The organism is Nitrincola salilacus (assembly GCF_046271865.1).
GTDB lineage: Bacteria > Pseudomonadota > Gammaproteobacteria > Pseudomonadales > Balneatricaceae > Nitrincola > Nitrincola salilacus.
Window position 1 is genome coordinate 1,842,774 of sequence record NZ_CP176580.1, and the last position, 20,964, is coordinate 1,863,737.

At 57.1% G+C, this 20,964-nt stretch carries 25 protein-coding genes and 1 pseudogene; 17 read left to right on the plus strand and 9 right to left on the minus strand.

Annotation, left to right across the window (positions count from 1 at the left end; genetic code table 11):
* Nucleotides 1-102: 102 nt before the first annotated feature.
* The 3 genes from ACK3CJ_RS08715 to ACK3CJ_RS08725 are packed head-to-tail and all read right to left on the minus strand — an operon-like array spanning nucleotide 103 to nucleotide 2,111.
* On the minus strand, nucleotides 103-921 hold the full coding sequence (locus ACK3CJ_RS08715; RefSeq protein WP_409526028.1) for an amidohydrolase family protein: 819 nt from the start codon (nucleotides 919-921) through the stop codon (nucleotides 103-105).
* Nucleotides 918-1,349: an RbsD/FucU family protein gene (locus ACK3CJ_RS08720; protein ID WP_409526029.1), complete on the minus strand. Its 432-nt coding sequence runs from the start codon at nucleotides 1,347-1,349 to the stop codon at nucleotides 918-920. The genes ACK3CJ_RS08715 and ACK3CJ_RS08720 overlap by 4 nt, the downstream gene beginning before the upstream one ends.
* A gap of 48 nt (nucleotides 1,350-1,397) precedes the next feature.
* Complete coding sequence (locus ACK3CJ_RS08725) at nucleotides 1,398-2,111, minus strand: GntR family transcriptional regulator (RefSeq protein WP_409526030.1); 714 nt, start codon at nucleotides 2,109-2,111, stop codon at nucleotides 1,398-1,400.
* 114 nt (nucleotides 2,112-2,225) lie between these two features.
* Here ACK3CJ_RS08725 and ACK3CJ_RS08730 point away from each other — a divergent pair, with 114 nt between their 5' ends.
* From ACK3CJ_RS08730 to ACK3CJ_RS08750, 5 genes are all read left to right on the plus strand, one after another.
* Nucleotides 2,226-3,749, plus strand: coding sequence for a UxaA family hydrolase (locus ACK3CJ_RS08730; RefSeq protein WP_409526031.1), 1,524 nt, complete (start codon nucleotides 2,226-2,228; stop codon nucleotides 3,747-3,749).
* Nucleotides 3,750-3,775: 26 nt separating this feature from the next.
* Entirely contained in the window at nucleotides 3,776-4,525 is a 750-nt protein-coding gene (locus ACK3CJ_RS08735) for an SDR family oxidoreductase (RefSeq protein WP_409526032.1), read from the plus strand.
* Nucleotides 4,526-4,580: 55 nt separating this feature from the next.
* A complete protein-coding gene (locus ACK3CJ_RS08740) occupies nucleotides 4,581-4,790 on the plus strand; it encodes a hypothetical protein (RefSeq protein WP_409526033.1) in 210 nt (69 codons plus the stop codon).
* Nucleotides 4,791-4,859: 69 nt separating this feature from the next.
* Nucleotides 4,860-5,714: a fumarylacetoacetate hydrolase family protein gene (locus ACK3CJ_RS08745; RefSeq protein WP_409526034.1), complete on the plus strand. Its 855-nt coding sequence runs from the start codon at nucleotides 4,860-4,862 to the stop codon at nucleotides 5,712-5,714.
* 76 nt (nucleotides 5,715-5,790) lie between these two features.
* Nucleotides 5,791-6,795, plus strand: coding sequence for an aldo/keto reductase (locus ACK3CJ_RS08750; protein WP_409526035.1), 1,005 nt, complete (start codon nucleotides 5,791-5,793; stop codon nucleotides 6,793-6,795).
* 83 nt (nucleotides 6,796-6,878) lie between these two features.
* Here the strand turns inward: ACK3CJ_RS08750 and ACK3CJ_RS08755 are convergent, their stop codons facing one another.
* From ACK3CJ_RS08755 to ACK3CJ_RS08765, 3 genes are all read right to left on the minus strand, one after another.
* Nucleotides 6,879-7,667: an ATP-binding cassette domain-containing protein gene (locus tag ACK3CJ_RS08755; RefSeq protein WP_409526036.1), complete on the minus strand. Its 789-nt coding sequence runs from the start codon at nucleotides 7,665-7,667 to the stop codon at nucleotides 6,879-6,881.
* A gap of 76 nt (nucleotides 7,668-7,743) precedes the next feature.
* Nucleotides 7,744-8,685, minus strand: coding sequence for an ABC transporter substrate-binding protein (locus ACK3CJ_RS08760; protein ID WP_409526037.1), 942 nt, complete (start codon nucleotides 8,683-8,685; stop codon nucleotides 7,744-7,746).
* A 33-nt stretch (nucleotides 8,686-8,718) separates the two neighbouring features.
* A complete protein-coding gene (locus tag ACK3CJ_RS08765; RefSeq protein ID WP_409526038.1) occupies nucleotides 8,719-9,741 on the minus strand; it encodes an ABC transporter permease in 1,023 nt (340 codons plus the stop codon).
* 140 nt (nucleotides 9,742-9,881) lie between these two features.
* Here ACK3CJ_RS08765 and ACK3CJ_RS08770 point away from each other — a divergent pair, with 140 nt between their 5' ends.
* From ACK3CJ_RS08770 to ACK3CJ_RS08785, 4 genes are all read left to right on the plus strand, one after another.
* Complete coding sequence (locus ACK3CJ_RS08770; RefSeq protein WP_409526039.1) at nucleotides 9,882-10,784, plus strand: GntR family transcriptional regulator; 903 nt, start codon at nucleotides 9,882-9,884, stop codon at nucleotides 10,782-10,784.
* 336 nt (nucleotides 10,785-11,120) lie between these two features.
* Nucleotides 11,121-12,140: a zinc-binding alcohol dehydrogenase family protein gene (locus tag ACK3CJ_RS08775; RefSeq protein ID WP_409526040.1), complete on the plus strand. Its 1,020-nt coding sequence runs from the start codon at nucleotides 11,121-11,123 to the stop codon at nucleotides 12,138-12,140.
* Nucleotides 12,089-13,306, plus strand: a complete 1,218-nt coding sequence (locus ACK3CJ_RS08780) for a mannitol dehydrogenase (protein WP_409526041.1) — start codon at nucleotides 12,089-12,091, stop codon at nucleotides 13,304-13,306. The genes ACK3CJ_RS08775 and ACK3CJ_RS08780 overlap by 52 nt, the downstream gene beginning before the upstream one ends.
* Before the next feature lie 36 nt (nucleotides 13,307-13,342).
* Nucleotides 13,343-14,407 carry a PfkB family carbohydrate kinase gene (locus ACK3CJ_RS08785; RefSeq protein WP_409526042.1) on the plus strand — a complete coding sequence of 355 codons (1,065 nt, stop codon included), beginning with the start codon at nucleotides 13,343-13,345 and terminating at the stop codon, nucleotides 14,405-14,407.
* A gap of 129 nt (nucleotides 14,408-14,536) precedes the next feature.
* Here the strand turns inward: ACK3CJ_RS08785 and ACK3CJ_RS08790 are convergent, their stop codons facing one another.
* Complete coding sequence (locus ACK3CJ_RS08790; protein ID WP_409526043.1) at nucleotides 14,537-15,490, minus strand: AEC family transporter; 954 nt, start codon at nucleotides 15,488-15,490, stop codon at nucleotides 14,537-14,539.
* A 147-nt stretch (nucleotides 15,491-15,637) separates the two neighbouring features.
* Here ACK3CJ_RS08790 and ACK3CJ_RS08795 point away from each other — a divergent pair, with 147 nt between their 5' ends.
* From ACK3CJ_RS08795 to ACK3CJ_RS08805, 3 genes and pseudogenes are all read left to right on the plus strand, one after another.
* Nucleotides 15,638-16,585, plus strand: coding sequence for a LysR substrate-binding domain-containing protein (locus ACK3CJ_RS08795; protein ID WP_409526044.1), 948 nt, complete (start codon nucleotides 15,638-15,640; stop codon nucleotides 16,583-16,585).
* A 179-nt stretch (nucleotides 16,586-16,764) separates the two neighbouring features.
* Nucleotides 16,765-16,908, plus strand: a pseudogene (locus ACK3CJ_RS08800) (type II toxin-antitoxin system Phd/YefM family antitoxin); the annotation flags it as partial.
* A 634-nt stretch (nucleotides 16,909-17,542) separates the two neighbouring features.
* The gene (locus ACK3CJ_RS08805) at nucleotides 17,543-17,932 is read left to right on the plus strand and encodes a GNAT family N-acetyltransferase (protein ID WP_409526045.1); all 390 of its coding nucleotides are present in this window, start codon (nucleotides 17,543-17,545) and stop codon (nucleotides 17,930-17,932) included.
* 55 nt (nucleotides 17,933-17,987) lie between these two features.
* Here the strand turns inward: ACK3CJ_RS08805 and ACK3CJ_RS08810 are convergent, their stop codons facing one another.
* Entirely contained in the window at nucleotides 17,988-18,281 is a 294-nt protein-coding gene (locus tag ACK3CJ_RS08810; RefSeq protein WP_409526046.1) for a type II toxin-antitoxin system RelE/ParE family toxin, read from the minus strand.
* Complete coding sequence (locus tag ACK3CJ_RS08815) at nucleotides 18,281-18,520, minus strand: type II toxin-antitoxin system ParD family antitoxin (protein WP_409526047.1); 240 nt, start codon at nucleotides 18,518-18,520, stop codon at nucleotides 18,281-18,283. The genes ACK3CJ_RS08810 and ACK3CJ_RS08815 overlap by 1 nt, the downstream gene beginning before the upstream one ends.
* A 208-nt stretch (nucleotides 18,521-18,728) precedes the next feature.
* Between ACK3CJ_RS08815 and ACK3CJ_RS08820 the strand changes: the two genes are divergently transcribed.
* From ACK3CJ_RS08820 to ACK3CJ_RS08840, 5 genes are all read left to right on the plus strand, one after another.
* Nucleotides 18,729-18,917, plus strand: coding sequence for a type II toxin-antitoxin system ParD family antitoxin (locus tag ACK3CJ_RS08820; protein ID WP_409526048.1), 189 nt, complete (start codon nucleotides 18,729-18,731; stop codon nucleotides 18,915-18,917).
* A 69-nt stretch (nucleotides 18,918-18,986) separates the two neighbouring features.
* Complete coding sequence (locus ACK3CJ_RS08825) at nucleotides 18,987-19,187, plus strand: hypothetical protein (protein WP_409526049.1); 201 nt, start codon at nucleotides 18,987-18,989, stop codon at nucleotides 19,185-19,187.
* 24 nt (nucleotides 19,188-19,211) lie between these two features.
* Nucleotides 19,212-19,787 (plus strand): GNAT family N-acetyltransferase, encoded by a 576-nt coding sequence (locus ACK3CJ_RS08830; RefSeq protein ID WP_409526050.1) that lies wholly within the window; start codon nucleotides 19,212-19,214, stop codon nucleotides 19,785-19,787.
* A gap of 34 nt (nucleotides 19,788-19,821) precedes the next feature.
* The gene (locus ACK3CJ_RS08835) at nucleotides 19,822-20,208 is read left to right on the plus strand and encodes a RidA family protein (RefSeq protein ID WP_409526051.1); all 387 of its coding nucleotides are present in this window, start codon (nucleotides 19,822-19,824) and stop codon (nucleotides 20,206-20,208) included.
* A 171-nt stretch (nucleotides 20,209-20,379) separates the two neighbouring features.
* Nucleotides 20,380-20,889, plus strand: a complete 510-nt coding sequence (locus ACK3CJ_RS08840; protein WP_409526052.1) for a DinB family protein — start codon at nucleotides 20,380-20,382, stop codon at nucleotides 20,887-20,889.
* The last annotated feature ends 75 nt before the right edge of the window (nucleotides 20,890-20,964 follow it).

The following is a 20,964-nucleotide window of genomic DNA, read 5'->3' on the forward strand; positions in this document are numbered from 1 at the left end:
GGGTAGCGCCTGTTGCAAAATCGCTGGGGTCAGCGCTTCATGGGCGGTCATGACTTGACTCTCTCTGCATCGATGAAAGCGAAGTGAGTCGAATAGACTGCGTTACATCCGGTAAGCCCTCAGTGCGTTACCGCCGAAGATCCCGGATGTGTCCGCGACACCTTCCAGCAGTTGCTCCGTTGTGCTCAGCCAGCGCCGATAGTCGCCGGCGAGCAGGCACACCGGCCAGTCGCTGCCCCAGATCAGCCGTTGTGGGCCGAAGGTATCCAACAGATGGTCGACGTAGGGCTTGAGATCGTTCAGGGTCCAGTTGTCACCGGCTTCGGTGATCAGGCCGGAGAGTTTGCAGTAGGCGTTGGGGTTTGCTGCCAGACCCGCCATCTGTTGGGCCCAGGGATCGAATTCGCCGCTGCGGATCCGGGGTTTCGAGGCGTGGTCGATCACCACACGCATCTCCGGGTGGCGTTGCAGCAGCCGCGACAGGTTGGGTAGGTGCTGGGGCAGGGTGAGGGCATCGAAGGTCAGGTCGGTGGCGATCAGGGCGTTGAACGCCCGCTCCAGCTCGGGCTTGAGCATCCAGTCCGGATCGGGGATATCCTGAATCATCGGCCGCAGGCCGACCACTTTTGGTTGCACCGCCAGTTGCGCGATCTCCGCTTCCACATCCGCACTTTCAAAATCCACCCAACCGACCACGCCTTTGATGAACGCGTGCCGCTCGGCCAGGGAGAGCATGAACGCCGTTTCGGCGCGGGTCGGCGCGGCCTGAACCAGTACCGTGCCGTCGATGCCGTTGTGCGCCATGATGGAGAGCAGATCTTCGGGCAGGAAATCGCGATATAGTCGGGTAAGTTCCGGTGTCAGCCAACCGTAATCGCCGCGGGCGATCTGCCAGAAGTGTTGGTGGGCGTCGATTCTCATGGCCGGATGATCCCCTTCTTGAGGATGATATTGCCGTACAGGCGCTGCTCGCCGGTTTGGATAATGGCGTAGGCGGAGCGGGCGCGGTCATAGAATGCGAAGCGCTCCAGGCCGTGAATCGGGGCAGGATGGTCGGCGCTGTGGTTGATGATCTCCTGAAAGGCGGCGACGATCTCCGGAACCGTATCTGGCTCGTCGACCACGTGCATGGTCAGTGCCGGTTTCGGGTCGAAAGTGTCCAGCGGCATCAGTTGCAGCAGGGCATGCAAGGTCTCGGTTGCCGATACGCCATCCAACCGGATGATGCGTCGGGCGCTGCTCTCGGCAGGGAAGTTGGCGTCAGCGATGACGATTTCGTCGCCGTGGCCCATGGCCCGCAGGGCATGGAGTAGATCTGGCGACAGAATCGCGGGAATATTACGTAACATGGCCTGTCTCCTTTTTTATATGTTGTGTTCAGCCTTCGCTACATCGGTTCAACGCGAGCGGAAATACTCCGCGTGCTGCTGTTCCAGCGGCTCAAGCCGGGGAATCAACTGCCGCAGATGCGTCTTTAGCCTGACCTGTGCATTAACCGGATCGCCGGCGCGTATCGCCTCGAGCACCTGTCTGTGTTCCTTGAGCGCTTCCGACGCACGGCCGGGCTCCGGTTGCAGTAGCAAACGCGCGCGCTTGAGCTGGAGCGAGACGTTGGAGGCGACCAGGGATACTCCGGGAAAACCGGTAAACTCCATAATCAGGGCGTGGAACTCCTCGTCTGCCTTGTAGGCACCATCCAGGTCACCGTCCTCTACCAGCAGCTCATGCAACCTGACGTTGCGGGTGAGCTGTGTCAGTTGCTCTTCGGTATGTTGCGTAGCCACCTTTTCCACCGCGGCGGTTTCCAGCGCCTCCCTGAGGAAGCTGGCTTCCCGGATCTCCTCCATCGAGAAGCAGGAGACACGGGTGGCCGACTGGGGGATCACATCGACCAGCCCCTCCTGGGATAACCGCGCGATCGCTTCGGATACCGGTGACCGGGATACACCCAACTGTTCGCACAGGGCGCCTTTCTTAAGCACCGTTCCCGGCGGCAGTTCCATGGACAGAATCGCTTCGCGCAACGATTGATAGACGCGCTGCGCCAGTGAGCCGTTCAGGCTCTCTATATCCGTTAATCCCGCCATACCAAGATTTACCTCATTGTCCACACGCTGCCTCTCTTCTTATGCATACTAACATGTTAGTTGACATGTGCACCACTCAATGTTAGTTCTAATATAACTTAAACAGCAAACACTATAAATTTTCAAGGGAGATGCCGGATGAGCGGGACACAAGGCACCATCCGCTTACACCCAAACGATAATGTGGTCGTTGCGCTCGAGGATATTCCGGCGGGAACTCAACTGGTCGGTATCACCGACGTTCTGCAGCAACTCGTGCCGCAGGGGCACAAGATTGCGTCGAATCCCATCGCGGAGGGACGGAATGTGATCCGTTACGGCCAGATCATCGGCCAGGCGACGCGAGATATCGCCCTCGGCGAGCATGTTCATGTGCATAATCTCGGCATGGGGGAACACACTCAGGACTACGGATTCTCCAGTCAGTGTGAAACGCTTGCAGCGCTAACCAATGCGCGAACCTTTCAGGGCTATCGACGTGCGGATGGGCGTGCCGGAACACGCAACTACCTGGGCATACTGACCTCGGTGAACTGCGCTGGCTCGGTGGCGCGCTTTATTGCCGAAGCGGCGGAAAAAAGCGGTCTGCTGGATGCCTTTCCCAATATCGACGGTGTAGTGCCGATCGTGCACAGCTCCGGCTGCGGCATGTCCGGCAAGGATGAGGGCTATGCGACCCTGTTCAGGACTCTGTCTGGCTACGCCCAGCATCCCAACTTTGGCGGTATTCTGCTGGTGGGGCTGGGCTGCGAAGTGATGCAGATCGATGACCTGGTCGGCAGGCGTCAGATCAGGGCCGATAGCGCCCTGCGTTATATGACGATCCAGGCCGAGGGTGGCACCCGCAAGACTATCGAACGCGGATTGGAGGAGCTACGCGGCATCGCCGAGATCGCCAACCGGGCACAACGCACGCCGGTACCGGTGTCGGAGATCACGGTCGGGATGCAGTGCGGTGGTTCCGACGGCTATTCAGGCATCACCGCCAACCCGGCGCTGGGTTACGCTTCCGATCTGCTGGTGCGCCACGGCGGCACCACGATTCTGTCGGAAACCTCGGAGATCTATGGCGCCGAACATCTGTTGACCCGCCGCGCCGTGTCGGCCGAGGTGGGTGATAAGCTGGTCGCCCGTGTGCGTTGGTGGGAAGACTACTGTGCCCGCAACGGCGGCGAGTTGGATAACAACCCCAGCCCGGGCAACAAGCGCGGGGGCTTGACCACGATTCTGGAGAAATCCCTGGGTGCGGTTGCCAAGAGCGGTTCGGCGCCGTTGACCGACGTCTACCTGTTTGCCGAGAAGATCGACAAGCATGGCTTCGTGTTCATGGACAGCCCGGGGTTCGATCCCTGCTCCGTGACTGGACAGGTGGCCTCCGGCGCCAACCTGATCGTCTTCACCACCGGCCGGGGCTCGGTCTCCGGTTACAAGCCCTCCCCCTGTATCAAGCTGGCAACCAACTCCGAGATGTACCGACGTCTGTCCGAGGATATGGACCTCAACTGCGGCGATATCGTCACCGACGGTGTGTCGATCGAAGATAAAGGCCGGGAGCTGTTTGAACTGATTATCCGTGTCGCGTCGGGCGAGCAGACCAAGAGCGAAGCGCTCGGATTCGGCGGCGCGGAGTTCGTGCCCTGGCAGATCGGTGCGGTGATGTAACGACTTTAATAACGGGAGACACGCAGATGCGGCTTGAAGGTAAAACCATTTTAATGACGGCAGCGGGCCAGGGGATGGGTCGTGCCAGTGCGCTGGCCTGTGCGGCCGAGGGTGCCAGGGTGATCGCGACCGATGTGAATCAGGAGGCGCTGGAGACACTGCGCTCGGCGTCCGCCAATATTGAGACCCACCACCTGGATGTGATGGATGCCCAGGCGATACAAGTGCTGGCGGAGCAACTGCCGGATCTGGACGGGCTGTTCAACTGTGCCGGTTTCGTCCATCACGGCACCATCCTCGATCTGTCCGACGAGGCGTGGGAGTTCAGCGTCAATCTGAATGTGACCTCAATGGTCCGGCTGACGCGTGCATTGCTGCCGGGCATGCTGCGGCGGGCGGAGCAGGGCGGCAGCGCATCGATCCTGAATATGGCGTCCATGGCCTCGTCGATCAAGGGCTTCCCGGTGCGCACCGCCTACGGCACCACCAAGGCGGCGGTGATCGGCTTGACCAAGGCGATCGCGGCGGACTTCGTCAAACAGGGGATCCGCTGTAACGCGATCTGCCCCGGCACCGTGGACACCCCCTCCCTGCGCGGCCGCATCGCGGCGGCGGCCGATCCGGTGCAGGCGGAGAAGGATTTCATCGCCCGCCAGCCGATGGGACGGTTGGCGCAGGTAGCTGATATAACACCTATGGTTGTGTATCTGCTCAGTGATGAAAGCATGTTTGTCACCGGCCAGGCGATGCTGGTCGATGGCGGCGTCACGATCTGACGTTCGGTAGGCTTGAGGTCTGACTACCAATATAAGAATTAAGAGGTGTTGTCAGGTGACACTACTCGTAGATATGAAGGGTATCGAAAAGCGTTTTCCCGGCGCTATCACCCAGAACCCGGTAGGTATCGGTTACGAGACGGTGAAAGCTGCGGTAATGGCGGCCAAGGGCGAGACGCTGCCGAAGGTGATCGACACCGGTTTCTACTACTACGACAAGAGCAATATCGACGATCCGAAGATCGCCGCCGTGCTTTACAATTGATCCACCCCCTTGGGAGGGCGCAGCCTCTGCTGTCCTTCCCTTTTTCACTTCAGCGACAGGAAACACACGATGAAACTTCTGCGTTATGGCCCCCCAGGGCAGGAAAAACCCGGGCTGCTCGATGACAGCGGACAGGTCAGGGATCTCTCCGCCGTGGTGCCGGATATCGCCGGCGATGTACTGACCCGCGAGGGTATCGAACGGTTGAAAGGGCTGGATATCGCCGGGCTTCCCGTCGTCGACGGCACGCCGCAGCAGGATCTTCGCCTGGGGCCCTGCGTTGCCGGCGTGGGCAAGTTTATCTGCATCGGCCTGAACTATGCCGACCATGCCGAGGAGTCGGGCATGCCGGTACCGCCGGAGCCGGTGATCTTCGGCAAATGGACCTCGGCCATTGTCGGACCGAACGATGATGTGCTGATCCCGCCCGGCTCCGAAAAAACCGACTGGGAGGTGGAGCTGGGTGTGGTGATTGGCACCGGCGGAGCCTATATCGACGTGGCTGATGCGATGAACCACGTCGCCGGATTCTGCGTCATCAACGATGTCTCCGAGCGTGAGTATCAGCTCGAGCGTTCCGGCACCTGGGACAAGGGCAAGGGATGCGACACCTTCGGTCCCACCGGTCCCTGGCTGGTTACCCCCGACGAGGTCGGCGACTTCAACGACCTGGGCATCTGGCTGGAGGTGGATGGGCGACGCTACCAGAACGGCAGCACCGCCACCATGGTGTACAAGGTGCCCCACCTGGTCGCTTACTGCAGTCGCTTCATGAGTCTGCAACCGGGTGACATCATCTCCACCGGTACGCCGCCGGGCGTGGGACTGGGGCTGAAACCGCCCAAATATCTTGAAGGCGGTGAGGTGATGCGGCTGGGGATCGATAGGTTGGGCGTGCAGGAACAGAAGGTGCGTTCACGCTAAAACCGCACATGCGGGCTGGTTTATACCAATCCGGGCTTGTTCGAGTTCAGGTTTAGTCGAATCCAGGGGATCCAGTATGAGAACAAGAACAATCGACATTAGCGGTACGCCGATCTGCGAACTGGGCTTCGGCGCGGCCGGTATCGGCAACCTGTATCGTCCGATGGAAAGCGCGATGGCGCTGGATGTGGTGGCCGACGCCTGGCGTCAGGGGGTACGTTATTTCGATACCGCACCGCACTACGGCGCAGGCTTGTCCGAACGACGCCTCGGGCTGGCGTTGCAGGAGCTGCCGCGGGAGGCGCAACTGCTCTCCACCAAAGTGGGGCGGGTGCTGGAACCGCTACCAAGCAATGTACCGGTCGACGGCGAGGGCTTCGTGCAGGCGGCCCCGTTCGCGCGGCGCTACGACTACTCCTACGATGGCGTGATGCGCTCGTTCGAGGACTCCTTGCAGCGCCTGGGCGTCGGCAGGATCGATATCCTGCTGATGCACGATATCGGTCGGCTGACTCACGGTGATCAGCACGAGTTACAGTTCCGCACCGCGATGGATAGCGGCTACCGGGCGATGGCCGAACTGCGCGAGCAGGGCCTGGTCAAGGCGATCGGGCTGGGGGTCAACGAGTGGCAGGTGTGCGACGAGGCGATGAACCATGGCGATTTCGACTGTTTCATGGTCGCCAACTGCTTCACCCTGTTGGAAAACAGTATCACCGACACCTTTACCGAGCGCTGTCGGCATGAGCGGGTATCGCTGATTGTGGCGGCGCCGTTCAACTCCGGCGTGTTGGCGAAGGGATCGGTGGGCGCGGGTCACTACTTCTACGGTGATGTGCCCGCCGAGGTGATCGAACGGGTCAAGGTGCTGGAGGCGGTCTGTGGGCAGTATGATATTCCGCTGGCCGCTGCGGCGATCCAGTACCCGTTGCGGTACGACTGCGTCAAATCGGTGGTGATCGGGATGACCAAGGGGGTACGTATTCGCCAGAATATCGACTGGTATGCCCTGCCCATTCCGTCGGAGTTCTGGCAAGCACTGGTGGACAAGGGGTGTATCGGGGCGTTTCCCGGCGCCTGACGCTGCTTGCCTAAAGGTCAGTCTACGGAAGTCAGGATCTGTGCCGGTGCAGATCCTGACTTGGCTGTTTCACATGGAATGTATTACATCGCCGCGCAGTTACGCGGTACCCAGCCGTGCGGCAGTTCGCCCTTGATGATCAGGCTCAGGACATCGTCCTTCGACACGTCGTCGATATCGTGGGTACCGACATTGCGGCCCTTGTTCATCACCATCACCCGATCGCAGAGCTCGAACACGTCGTGCATGTCGTGGCTGACCAGGAAGATCCCGATGCCCTGGGTCTTGAGCTGTTTGATCAGCTCCGCCACCATCGCCGTTTCTGACGGACCCAGTGCCGCGGTCGGCTCGTCCATGATCAGGATCTTGACATCGAAATAGATGGCGCGTGCGATCGCGATCACCTGACGCTGTCCGCCGGACAGGCTGGACACCGGATCCAGCAGGTTCTTGAAATGGGGGTTCAACTGCTTGAGCACGTCGCGTGCTTCTTCCAGCATGTGCTTGTCGTCGAGATTGCCGAAACGCGTTTTCAGTTCGCGGCCGAGAAACAGGTTGGATGGCGCATCCAGATGATCGGCGAGCGCCAGGGTCTGATAGATCGTCTCAATGCCGACGTTGCGCGCATCGTGTGGCGAGTGGATCTCCACGGCCTCTCCGCGCACGCGGATTGTCCCTTCGTTCGCGATCATGGCGCCCGAGAGAATACGCATCAGACAGGATTTTCCCGCCCCGTTGTGACCCAGTACGCCCACCACTTCTCCAGGGTATAGATCGACGGATACACCATTGACGGCGCGGACACCGCCAAAATGTTTCTCGATATTCACCATCTCCACAAGAGGCGTCTCGGTCCGTCCTGGTTTATTCATCAGCTGACTCCGGGTTGAAAGATGTGCGCAGCCGGGATACCAGAGTACGCCGGCTGCGATGATGGTAACATGATGGTTAGTAGAGAACGTTCTTCGCCACCGGCTGGTCGATATTCTCCTTGGTGACCAGGACCACGCCGGTATCGATGAAGTCATCCACCGACTCGGCCTGCAGGATGTCGATGACGGTCTTCACACCGAGTTCGCCCATCTGGAACGACCCCTGAACGGCGGTGCCGGCCAGTGTGCCGTCACGCACGAAATCCTGCAGATCGCCGTTGCCGTCGAAGCCAAAGGCGGTAATGGAACCGGCCTTGCCAGCTTGCACCAGCGCGCGGCCCATACCCACGGCCGTCGGCTCGTTGGCGCCGAAGATGCCGACCAGGTCGCCATTGGCCGCCAGGATATCGGTGGTTTGGTTCAGCGCGGTCGCCATCTGCGACTGGGAGTAGAAAGGTCCGACAATCTCAAGCTTCGAGTTGGCCTTCAGATAGTCGACGAAGCAGCCGACGCGGCCGATCTCCGAGCCCACGCCGGCGACGTAGGACATCACCGCAACCTTGCCCTGGGTACCCACGGCCTTAACCATATTCTCGGCAACCAGCTTGCCTGCTGCACAGTTGTCGGTGGACAGGAAGGCCTGGAACGTGTCCTTCGCTCCGTCTGCCAGGCCGGAATCGATGATTACTACAGGGATGCTGTTTTCGTAGGCGCGCTTGACCACCGGAATCAACGCTTCCGGGTCGGATGGCGCCAGCACGATACCCGCCACGCCTCGGTTGATGGCGTTTTCCACCAGGTTGACCTGATCGGCGATGGCGCTTTCGGAGGCCGGCCCGTTAAAGCTGAACGTATGCTCGGACTGGCCGTCGATGGCCGCCGCCGCGCCTTTGTTCACGTTCTGCCAATAGTTGGAGTTAGTGGTTTTGACGATCACCGCAATCTCGCCGGCGAAGGCGGTCAACGGAGCCAGACTCAGCGCTGTCGCAGCCAGTAGAGCCTTCTTGGATATCTTCATTTCTTATTTTCCTCTTTTTGGTGAAGACGCGATTCAACGTCGGTTGCGGATCTGGTCGATATAAACGGCCAGGATGACCACAATGCCGATGATGATCTGTTGGATGAAGGCCGATACACCGGCCATGTTCAGGCCGTTGCGTAGGACTCCAATGATGAAGGCACCGATCATCGTGCCCGGAATATTGCCCACACCCCCCATCAGCGAAGCGCCGCCGATCACGGCCGCGGCGATGGCATCGAGCTCATACATCACGCCCTCGTTCGGCTGCGCCGTCACCAGCCGTGACATCAGCACGATGCCCGCCAGCCCTGCCAGTGCGCCGGACAGGGTATAGGCGATGAGCTTGGTGCGATCGACCTCGACGCCAGCCAGTCGAGCGGCTTCCTCATTGGAGCCGGTGGCATAGATATGGCGGCCTACCTGTCGGCGGCGCAACAGGTAGGCCACGGCCAGTGCCACCACGGCCAACAGGATGGCGGGGTAGGGGATACCGGGGAACACCACGTGGGGAAATCCGTTCGAGCCTTTCTCCACGATACGGAACAGCGCGCCATTGCCCAGAATGCCGAACGCCTCTCCGAGACGGGAGATCGGCGCGGCACCGGTGAGTTCGAGCGCCAGGCCACGCGCCATCAGCATCATGCCCAGCGTCGCGACAAAAGGGGTGATGCGCATCCTGGTGATGATCAGACCATTGATCAGTCCGCACAGTGCGCCGACGCCGACGCCCAGCAGCATGGCGGGAATCACCGGCATACCGGCCTTGACCATCATCCCGGTTGCCGTGCCAGCCAGAGCCAGGATTGAGCCGACGCTAAGATCGATCCCGCCGGTGATGATGACCAGCGTCATACCGATGCCCAGCAGACCGATGACTGAGGTCTGCAGCAGTATAGTCAAGCCGTTGTTAACCGACAGGAAAGCGCTGCTACCGAAGGAAAAAACGATGATGAGTATTATGAGTGTCAGGAGTGCGGACGCCTTGTGAAAGGCTTCGGGCGAAAGCTTGACCAGTTTACCTTGCGCCTTCGCCTTGGCGAGCAGCTCGACCATTACATCTCTCCAGAATGTTTTTTATTATTGAGAACAATCCAATCTGATCGTATCGCTCCGACAATGTCAACGGTTTTTTTTTATAGTAAACTGATCGCCTGCATCATCCCTGAACGCAATGGCTGGAACGAGATCCCTGAATGGCACGCACCGACGAGCGCTTTCGAGAGGCTTACAACACACTACTGGATACCTGCGCTTCGCTGCGATCGGGCGCATCGCTACCGGCTGAATCCGCTCTTTCGAAACAGCTGGAAGTCAGTCGCACGGTGATACGATCGGCGCTTTCGCGGCTGGATGAAACCGGCATTATCCAGTGGAACGGACGGGAAAAGAGGCTGTTGCGCGCACCGACCGACACCGATTACATCGAGGTACAGACGGAAGCGATCAGCAATGAAGAACTGGAGCAGCGGTTTCTGGACTGGGTGCTTCGGTTCGACGTACCGCCCCGGACGCCGCTGAACGTATCGGATCTTTCGCGCCGGTTCGAAGTGTCCGCCCATGCGCTGCACGAGTTCCTGGCCTCGCTGAGCCGGTTCGGCCTGGTACAGCGTCGGCCGAAAGGCGGCTGGCAACTGCTGGGGTTCACCCGAGAGTATGCGGTGGAGCTGTTCGAACTGAGAACCATGGTCGAGCTCAATGCGATCTCGCAACTGGTGGCCCTGCCTGAAGAGCACCCGATCTGGCACAAGCTGGATCAACTGGAGCGGGATCATCTCCGACTCGCCGAGCAGATCGATAGGCACTATCACGACTTCTCGGTGCTGGATGAGCGGTTTCATACCATACTCGGCAGCGTTACGCGCAACCGGTTTATCGATCAGTTCAAGAGGGTGATCTCGCTGGTGTTCCACTACCACTACCAGTGGGATAAAAAGGATGAACGCGAGCGTAACGAGGCGGCGATTCAGGAACATCTGCGGATGATCAGGGCGATACGCACCCGCGACGAGAAGGCGGCTCTGGCGGCTGCCCGTGACCATCTGAACACCTCGAAAAAAACGCTGCTCTCCTCCCTCAAGACACACGCCCACGCCTGAGCTTCGCGTCTGGAGCGCGGGCTCATGGACATCCAACCCTGGCGGGTAACCCCAGGGCAATCGCACTATCCCATCCGGCGGCTGCCACGCCGGGCCGATACTACCGCTTCTGTGCGACACGCTTTGCGTCATTCCTGACCGTTCAAGTTGCTTGACAGCCTGCTTGGCTCTGATGTACGGTTTTTTATAATTACAAACATTTGTGGGCGGTGATGCATTGCGTCATGCGTTTTCCGTCCGTATCGCGTCAGTCGACGTTCACCCATGCAGGAGCGACGACCGGGTGTTCCACACTCGTCACCGAACCTGAAGTGAAGGGAAACAGGGATAAGCAACATGATGAAAACAGTGATTTGTCTGCAGCCGGGCGAGATGGCGTTACGGTCGGCGCCGAAACCGGTGCCGGGCGCCGCGGAGGTGTTGGTCAGGGTCAAGCGTGTCGGCGTCTGCGGCACCGATATCCATGCCTTTTCCGGCCGCCAGCCCTATTTCCAGTATCCCCGTGTGCTGGGACACGAGTTGGCGGGCGTGGTCGACGCGGTGGGCAGCGAGGTATCGACGGTCGAGCCCGGCGCAACCGTCTACGTGATGCCCTATCTCGAGTGTGGCGAGTGCGTGGCCTGCCGCCAGGGTAAAACCAACTGCTGTACCCATATCCGCGTGATCGGTGTGCACCAGGATGGTGGCATGTGCGAATACCTGCCGGTTCCGCAGGATCACGTCATCAGCGCCGATGGGCTGGATCTCGATCAACTGGCACTGGTGGAGTGCCTGGCGATCGGCGCGCATGCGGTACGCCGTGCCGATGTGCAGCCCGGCTCTACCGTGCTAGTGGTGGGTGCGGGCCCGATCGGCATGGGGATCCTGCAGTTTGCCAAGGTACGTGGTGCGCGCGTGCTGATGGTGGACAACAACGAAGAGCGGCTGCGCTTCTGTCAGCAGAGCCTTGGTGCGGATGCCGTCATCCAGGCTGGTTCCGATGTGAAGGCTGAACTGGAGGCACTGACGGCGGGGGACTACCCCAATACCGTATTCGATGCCACGGGCAATCCTGAAGCGATGATGGCAGGCTTTGGTTGGGTTGCCCATGGCGGCACCTACGTGCTGGTCAGCGTGGTCAGCGCCGATATCACCTTTTCCGATCCGGAGTTCCACAAGCGGGAACTCTCGCTGCTGGGCAGTCGCAACGCCACCCGGGAGGATTTCGAACAGGTGGTGAGCTGCTTGCGGGACGGCTCGGCGGTCGCATTGGCGATGGTTACCCATCGCTGTGCATTGACCGACCTGCCGGAGATATTTCCGCAGTGGACCCGGCCGGGAAGCGGTGTGATAAAAGCGATCGTGGAGGTGGGTTGATGGCGATTCAGCCGCAGCAGCCGCTGATCATGCAGTTCGGCACCAGCCGCTTTCTGCAGGCCCATGTCGACTATTTTATCGGCCAGTCGCTGGCGGCGGGGCGGAGCTCAGCGCCGGTTGCAGTGGTGCAAACCTCCGCCAGCGAGGCTGGTAAAGCCCGGGTTGCCGCCATGACCCGGGGTGCGGCAACGAATAATAGTCTGGCCGGTTATCCGGTGCGGATTCAGGGCCTCATGGATGGCCAGGTGGTGGACAGCGAGGAGCAGGTTCGCTGCATCGAGTGTGCGATGGTGGCGCAGGAGGAGTGGCCGCGCGTGGTGCAGTTGTTCTGGCAGCGGGTGACCCATGTCGTGTCCAATACCGCCGACAGCGGTTACCAACTGCATGACGACGATCACCCCGATGCCGCTCCGCCCAGGAGCTTTCCGGCCAAGCTGCTGGTGCTGTTGTTGGCGCGCTATCAGTCTGGCAGATCGGGCGTTACGATCATGCCCTGCGAACTGGTGGCCAATAACGGTCAGGTACTGAAGGAGATCGTGCTGGACCTGGCCCGTGCCTGGGCGTTGCCGGATACCTTTATCCAGTGGCTGGGCCGTGAATGCCTATGGGTCAACTCGCTGGTGGATCGCATCGTGTCGCAAGCGATCGAACCGCTCGGCGCGGTGGCCGAGCCCTATGCTCTGTGGGCGATCGAGCAACAGCCCGGACTGGCGCTGCCCTGCGAGCATGAAGCGATCCGTTGCGTGCCCGATCTGGCGCCGTTGGAGTGGCTCAAGCTGGGGGTGTTGAACCTGTCCCACACCTATCTGGTGGAGTTGTGGCAGGAGGGGCTGGATAGATCGGTGACGACGGTGCACGAGGCGATGCAGTCGCCAGCATTGCGCGCCGAGCTCGAAAGCATGTTGCAGCAGGAGGTTATCCCGATTCTGCGCGCGATGGAGCTGGGTGAAGAGATCGATGCCTATGTCGACTCGGTCAGGGAGCGTTTTCAGAACCCCTTCCTGCACCATCGCCTGGACGACATCGCGCAGAATCATCCCGTCAAGCTGGAGCGGCGGATACTGCCGATCTGGCAACAGGGGAGAGCCTTGCTGCCGCAACTGGCGCTGCCGCGATTGACCGCCTGCCTGGGCCGTCATCAACTGGTATCCGGGTCCGGTGATTAGCCCCTCCCAAAAAATAAGAGATCGACAGAGGCTGCGATGGCACTACTGACTATTACGCCGGCTACGCAAGCCGGATATGACTGCCTGGCGCTGGGCGAGGTGATGCTGCGCCTGGATCCGGGCGAGCAGCGGATCCGTCGCGCCGACCGGTTCCAGGTCTGGGAAGGGGGCGGTGAGTACAATGTCGTGCAGGGGCTCAGCAGCTGCTTCGGACAACGTACCGGCATCATCACCTCGCTGGTGGACAACGAGGTCGGGCAGTTGATCGCCGGCCTTATCCGGCGCTCGGGCGTGGATGGCCGCTGGATCCGTTGGCTGCCGCACGACGGCATGGGGCTTAAGGCGCGCAACGGTCTCTACTTCATGGAGCGCGGCTTCGGCGAGCGCGCGGCGAAGGCGGTGATGGATCGCGGCCACACGGCGATCGCCCAACTGCGTGCCGGGGATATCGACTGGCCGAGCCTGTTTAAGGAGGCGCGGCCAAGATGGTTCCATGTCGGCGGCGTCATCGCCGGACTGAGCGAGCAGGCCCCGGAACTGGTGCTCGCGGCGATGACCGCAGCCAGGGAGCAGGGCGCCGTCGTATCCTACGACCTGAACTACCGCGACTCACTTTGGCGAGAGCGGGGCGGCCGCTCCGCTGCGGCGGCCGTAAACGAGAAGCTGATTGGCCAGGTCGATGTGCTGTTTGGGGTTGACCAACTCTCACGAACGGTCGATGCGCTGGAATCCGGTGTGTTTGCCGAAGCGCTTGAGCGTATGCAGGCGCGTTTCGCCAATCTGAAGATCCTGGTGACCACCCAGCGCGTTATGCATGACGCCTCGCATAACAGCTGGAGCGGCATGTGTCTGGCGGGGGGCGAGATCCATCAGGCAACAGCGTATGACCGCCTGCCGATCTTCGACCGGGTCGGCGGTGGCGACGCCTTTGCCGCCGGCTTTATCTACGGCCTGCTGCAGGGGGATTCGGTGCAGCGCAGTCTGGATATTGCGGTGGCACATGGGGCGCTGGTGATGAGCACGCCGGGCGATAACTCGATGTTCGGTCTGGACGAAGTGCTGGCCTTTGCCGGCGGCGGCGATGCCAGCGCCCTGCGTTGAGATCAGGTTCAGCCAAAGCATTGCCGACTGACCAACCTGGGCGGTATCTGCCAGAATGTCGGCAGCGGGATCTGCCGGTGTTCGCCTTCAGGTTTTTCGTATTGATCGATACATGTCTACTTTACATGCTCATATGATACTTAAGAGAGCCGGAATAGTAACTAATGCAACTGCTAAAGAGACAATGATTGCCAGTGAAATGGTGTCTTCTCTGTACCCGTATTTTTTTGCAAAAACGTATACTCCCGCTCCAATAGGTTGAGCAGCCATCACGACAGCCGCTGCGAGCCAGATTTTATTTCCTTCACCCATGCCGAATATATAAATTGCGATGAGAAAAGTGATCATGGGCTGAATAAAAATTTTGAGGAAAATCATCGGGATAGTCATTTTTATCGTTTCACCGCTAATGTGCTCTTTGATGCTTAGTCTGGATAAGCCGAGCCCCAATGCAAACAAGGCTGTTGGGCCCGCTGCATTACCCAGGAAATTAGCAAAAGCTTCCAGGAAAACAGGAGTTTTTATCCCTGACAGGACGAAAGTAAGTCCTGCAAGAACTGAAATGGTAAGTGGGTTGGTAAAGGTTGTTTTACTCGCTTTTCCCAGACTACGAAGCGTAGAAATACTTTCGTTTTTACCTTTGTGTGCAGAAAGATCCCAGCTGATGATTACCGCCATAATGGCGGGAATATTGTGTAAAACAGTGGCGATAGCTGCAGGTAAAGCCGCTTCTTGACCATACACCGAGATAAGAATAGGCACACCCATGTAACCAGTCGTTCCATAGCTGGCACCCATACTTAAAATGGATGACTGCGGTAGCCGAATGCCCTTAATTCTCGCAATGACTCCGGCAATTAAGTATGCAGATACAATTCCAGCTAGAGTAGAACCGATGAATCCCCATTGTTTCAGCTCATTGATGTCGGCTCTGGCAATTGCAAGAAAGAGGAGAGCAGGCAGAGCAACGTATAAAACGTAATCATTGATTAGCTTATCTGAGTTTCCGCTGTCGGGTTTAACTTTACCAAAGACGTACCCTAGAAGAATGACCATGAATATGGGGGTAACGATCATGAGCATTTTACTAATCCTCTTGCAGTTTGAAGAATAATGATGAGTCGCTCGACGACCACACTTTCCAACTGAGTTGGCCCGAATGCCTAAGCACGGAATTGAAAGCGAGTACGACCGGGAACCAATACTCCTAGCTATTTGGCTTTTTGTGAAATGAATTTTTACTCTGCTATAATCGTTTTTATCAATGATGGTGAGTGTGAAGAGGCTGTTATGAATGTGAACTTACAAGATGAGTGCCTGATGGGGCGTGGGATTACTCTTGAGCAATTACGCGCATTCGTGTTTGTGGCAAAGTACAATGGTTTTGGTCGGGCAGGTGAAGAACTCAGGCGCACACAGTCAACATTAAGTGCGAGCCTGAGACGTTTGGAAGAAGACATAGGTTGTCGTCTTATCGAGAGGCGGCAAGGTCATGTTGTCGGGTTGACTGAAGAAGGTCTTCGGCTGCTTCCTGCAGCGCGAGATATTCTTCATCGCACAAGTAGAGCTATTAATTCTTTAACGAAGTCCAGTATGGAAGGCAAAGTAACATTAGGTGTTCCGGATGATTTTGAGATTGATAATATCCACAAAATTATTTCTTTAAGCTTTGAAGAAAATCCAGGTTTGCGTGTTGAAGTCACTGCAGCGCCATCTGCTGTGCTTGCCAGAATGGCACAGGAACAATTACTTGATGTGATTATTTTGAAAGGGATAGCTGGCCAACCAGTGGTAACAGATACGGAACGTGTCATACGGGTTGACCCTTTGCACTGGGTCGGCTCCGGTGCCACCCATTTTGATGAACTTCAAGAAGTTCCGCTTGTGACCTTTCCGGAAGGTTGCGTCATTAGAAATAGCGCAGTGAGTGCGCTGAAGGAAGTTGGTAGGCCGTACTATTTTTCATATGTTAGTGGCTCGTTTGAGAGTATTAAAAAGGCAGTCTTAAGTGGGTTAGGGGTTGGACTTCTTCCGAAAAGCGCCCTGTCAGATGAGCTGTATATCTTGTCAGAAGAGAACGGAGTGCCGGATGTACCCACTATTCAGTTAGTGCTTAGTGTCACTAAATCAGGCCACTTATATGAACGCTTCAGTCGATATTTAAGCGACCTATTGTGAACCTGGGTTAGAGGTTGTCAATGCTAACTGAGCATCTGGCCCGCAGTGAGCCCCGGCGGGGCGCCGACGACCAAGCGCGTCTTCATTCCCAAGGGCAACGGCAAACAGCGTCCTCTGGGATTGCCTCTCCCGAGCAGTGATACTAGAGTGCCACTATTAGTCTGATTCAGGGTGAGCCCATGAAAGTTGAGCGTGTTACAAACCTTAAGCGCCAAGCCACAAAAATCCTGGCAGACCTGCAGGTGTCAAAGGAGCTGGTACTGATCACGAAGCATGGTCAGCCATCCGCATACCTTGTCGATGTGCAGGATTACGAGTTTATGTAGCGCCGGCTTGAGCTGCTTGAGGGGTTCTCACAGGGAGCGCGTTCTCGTCCTCTATGTCATGCGAGAGGAGCGGCAGCTTCGGGCGTACATGCTTGGTAGCAGCTAACCAGGCGCGTCCACGGATGCCTTTGCCTCCGCGTTGCTAAGGCAAAGTCACCGGTGCACTTCGCGTTGAGACTATCGGATTAGTCCCACAGCCCTTGGCTGACGCGACAGGCAAGGGCTAAAATCAGACAACAGAACTTACCTCACAGGTGGCAAGGGATCACCAGTAGTCGTAAAATCGCTCAGGCTTGCAGTGAAAATGTATTGTTCATGGCCTTCATTTCTCGGATGGATGAGGTATCGCACCGCTGTTGTTGACAACAGGGACAGTAGCGCCACTGAGTGGCAATTGGCGCTGATAAAGGTGTGTTGAGCGCATCAAGTACTGAATACAGCCTGTTTGAATGGGTGGTTAATATCATTGGTTCGAGCGGGGAATAATCACCAGAATGAAGGACGGGCTTGTTGATGCTGGGGATTTTGATTTCAAAATATCTAATCCGACAGGCTCGTTATAACCGGAGGCAATCCCATGACGGTGCGGGTGGAAAGAGCTGAGAAAGGGGACATCCCGCGGTTCGCTAGTATGGAGCGAGAGATTGGTTCACGTGAATTCATTGTGCCCTATGCGCCAGAGGTCCATCAGGAGCGATTTGTCGACCCCGACATCGTATATCTTCGAATAGTGATTGATCAGGAATTGGCTGGCTTTTTCATATTGGCCATTGACTCAGATGGCCGCAGTGTTGAATTTAGGCGAATCGTAGTCAGATCAAAGGGGCGCGGGGTCGGTCAAAGTGCCATTCCGGCGATGGAAGATTACTGCGGTAGTCAGCTCCGACGAACTCGAATATGGCTAGACGTTTTCGCGCATAATACACGGGGGCGTCATATCTATGAGAAGCTCGGTTATAGACGGTACGGTGAGCGTGATCTTGAAGGCAAGCAGTTGTTGCTTTATGAGAAGCAGCTCTAACAAGCCGCTGAATAGTGACACCGCAAGCGGCGCACATTAGGGGGCGTTATGGGGGTTAGAGGTGCTGATCCACATCCATACTGTTGTGGAGAATTCGGATTACAACGATCCTGGATTCCGTACCGGCTCGGTAAAAGATGATATGACTGCCCTGATTGAACGTTTTGTACCTTGGTTTTATGTCATCCGCATCGCGGCCAATATCAGGTTGGCGAGCAAGCAGCTTGAAAGCATCGTCAAGCTGCTTGAGGTATTTATCGCGTTGGCGCTTTCCCCATTTTTCGGCGGTGAAGCGGCCTATATTGATAACGTCTTTTCGGGCAGCGGCAGTGAGCAGGTATGAACGCATCAGTGAGCTTCGTTGTCCAGTTCTGTAATAATGCTTTCAAGGGAATAGTCTGCTATTCCACTCTGCTCGCCTTCATCCAGGAGGCGTCGGAGCCGTTCAAGCTTACTTTCCGTTTCTTCAAGCAGGCGCAGTCCGGCACGTACTACCTCGCTCACCGAGCCATAGCGGCCATTTTCAACCTGAGTGGCTATAAACTCGTCAAAGTGGGTGCCAAGTGTAATGCTGGTATTTCTAGCCATGGGGAGCCTCCTGTACCAAATATTGGTATATTGTGCCAAAACACCCATAACAAGGCAAGGCAGAGCGCGGTGTTGGGCGACAATAAATGGGGCATTGATTCGACTCAAGCAAATGGCATGATAATGTCATACTTCTGCTATGTTAGGGGCGCCAGCTATGAGTATGCACCGGAAAACCATCACGCTGACTGCACAGTAAGACGGCTGGGTGAAAGGTCAGATTGAAAGTGGTCACTTTGGCAATGATAGTGAGTATATCCGCGATCTCATCCGAAGAGACCAGCAGGCCAAGGAACGTCTTGCCACGCTGAGGCAGGCCCTGGCTGAGGGTGAGTCAAGTGGGAACCTAAGCCGCTCGATATATCGTCCATCAAAGCGGCTGGCCGTAAGCGAATGAAGGCGGCTAATTAGTGCTTAGGCTAACCGTCACGCCGAAGGCGGAATCTGACCTCACAGGTGCCAAGGGATGGCGCGGTATAAACACTACGATTACAACCAAACCAAGATGATCCCGCTGCGGTTTGCGGATCAGCTTCCAGGGCGCCAGTACTGCCGAGATTGCGTACTGAAGCATCAGTGCCTGCGTCGAGAGAACCAGTTGGATGGTCGCCAGGTTAGCTTTACACTGGGTGATTTCAAAATGTCTAATCAGGCAGGCTCGTTATAGATGAAATGCAGCAAGGAGAAGTTGGTGGTTACGGAAACTGCTAGAGTGCAGGTCAGAGAGTTCACGGTGAGTGATGCTGCGACCCTCAGTGAGATTCTTAGTGATCCGCTGGTGATGAAGTTTTCAAGCAAAGGGCCACTGAGTGAGCGTGAAACCCTGGAGTTCATTGAATGGTGTATTAGCTCTTATCAAGAGCATGGTTTTGGGCAGTGGGCTGTCATCGAAAAGAAATCTGGAGCACTTATTGGGTGCTGTGGTTTGAGTCAAACAGCCATCGATGGTGTGGAAGAAGTCGAGATTGGGTACCGCCTGTTGCAAAATCGCTGGGGACTGGGCTTTGCGACGGAAGTCGCAAGCGAAGTCCTCGATTATGGTTTTGATAGCTGCAATATCAAGTCAATTGTAGGAATAGTATCGCCGCGTCACACGGCATCCATACAGGTGCTTGAGAAGATCGGTTTTCGATCTTTTTTTGAAACTCTGTATAGTGGATGGGATGTTCGTGTTTACCGTATAACCCAGGAATATCGAAAATCGTATAACACGTCGCTACAGGCAGACGGTATTACCTCCGCTTCGCTGCGGCAAGACCGTGCCTGAGCTTGGCGTTATTCAGCAACGAGGAGTTTTTGAAATGAAAATCACCACCATAGAGTCGGTTTCAGCACCGAGAGCTATTGGCAGCTATAGCCAGGCGATCCTGGTGGAGCAGGCTGGAAAGCTTCTGTTTGTTAGCGGCCAGGTACCTGAAACACCGGACGGAAAAGTTCCAAAGGATTTTGAGTCGCAATGTCGGCTTGTATGGTCCAATGTTGTTGCACAGTTGAAAGCGGCGGAGTTATCTGTGTCCAATCTGACCAAGGTAACTATATTTCTGTCATCCAGGGAGTATGCGGAAATGAACAGTCGGATTCGGCAGGAAATTCTTGGAGAGCATCGGCCAGCGCTAACCATTATCATAGCGGGTATATTCGAAGAGGAATGGCTGTTGGAGATTGAAGCAATTGCAGCGGCCGCATAACAAGGGGGATGGAGTCCGACGATTGACTGCGCAGCGACTGTGTTGCTGCAAAGTTCCGTCGCCGTCATGCACGGTTCATCGCCAACATTAGGCGTCAGAGCACACCGCGATACGCACCAATACCTGAAGTACGCGGTACTTCGCAGTATTTTCATTGAGAGGAACTCTTCTATGCCAGGCACGAAGCATATCCGAATGCTTACCCGGTACAAGGCTTGGGCGAACGACTTGGTTTTCACCATGGTCGCCGCTCTGCCGACTGAAGAAGTGACGAAGCAACGCGCGACGCGATTTGGAAACATGGTCCACACCCTGAATCATGCCTACGTCATCGACGCAGTGTTTCAGGCACATCTTCAAGGCAGACCTCACGGCTACACCGCCCGGAATACACCGACACACCCGCCCCTCGCAGAGCTGCGGGAAGCAGTTAGGGAGCTTGATGCGTGGTATGTGCGATTCGCCGATGCACTAGTTGCCGATGACCTTGAGAGGACAGTGAACTTCGAATTCATTGGAGGCGGAAGAGGGGCAATGACGTGTCAAGAAATGATCTTGCATGTGGTTAACCACGGCACCTATCACCGAGGTTTCGTTGGCGACATGATGTACCAATCCGGCGTAACTCCCGATGCCACGGATTTGCCCGTTTTCCTCCGCGATGTGTCCCAGGAGTATTAATGCGTCAGTCGCTTGAGGCACCATTTTGCGCCTAACGACGAATAAGGGCTCGGCTCGCTGCTCTTGTGGGAAGAG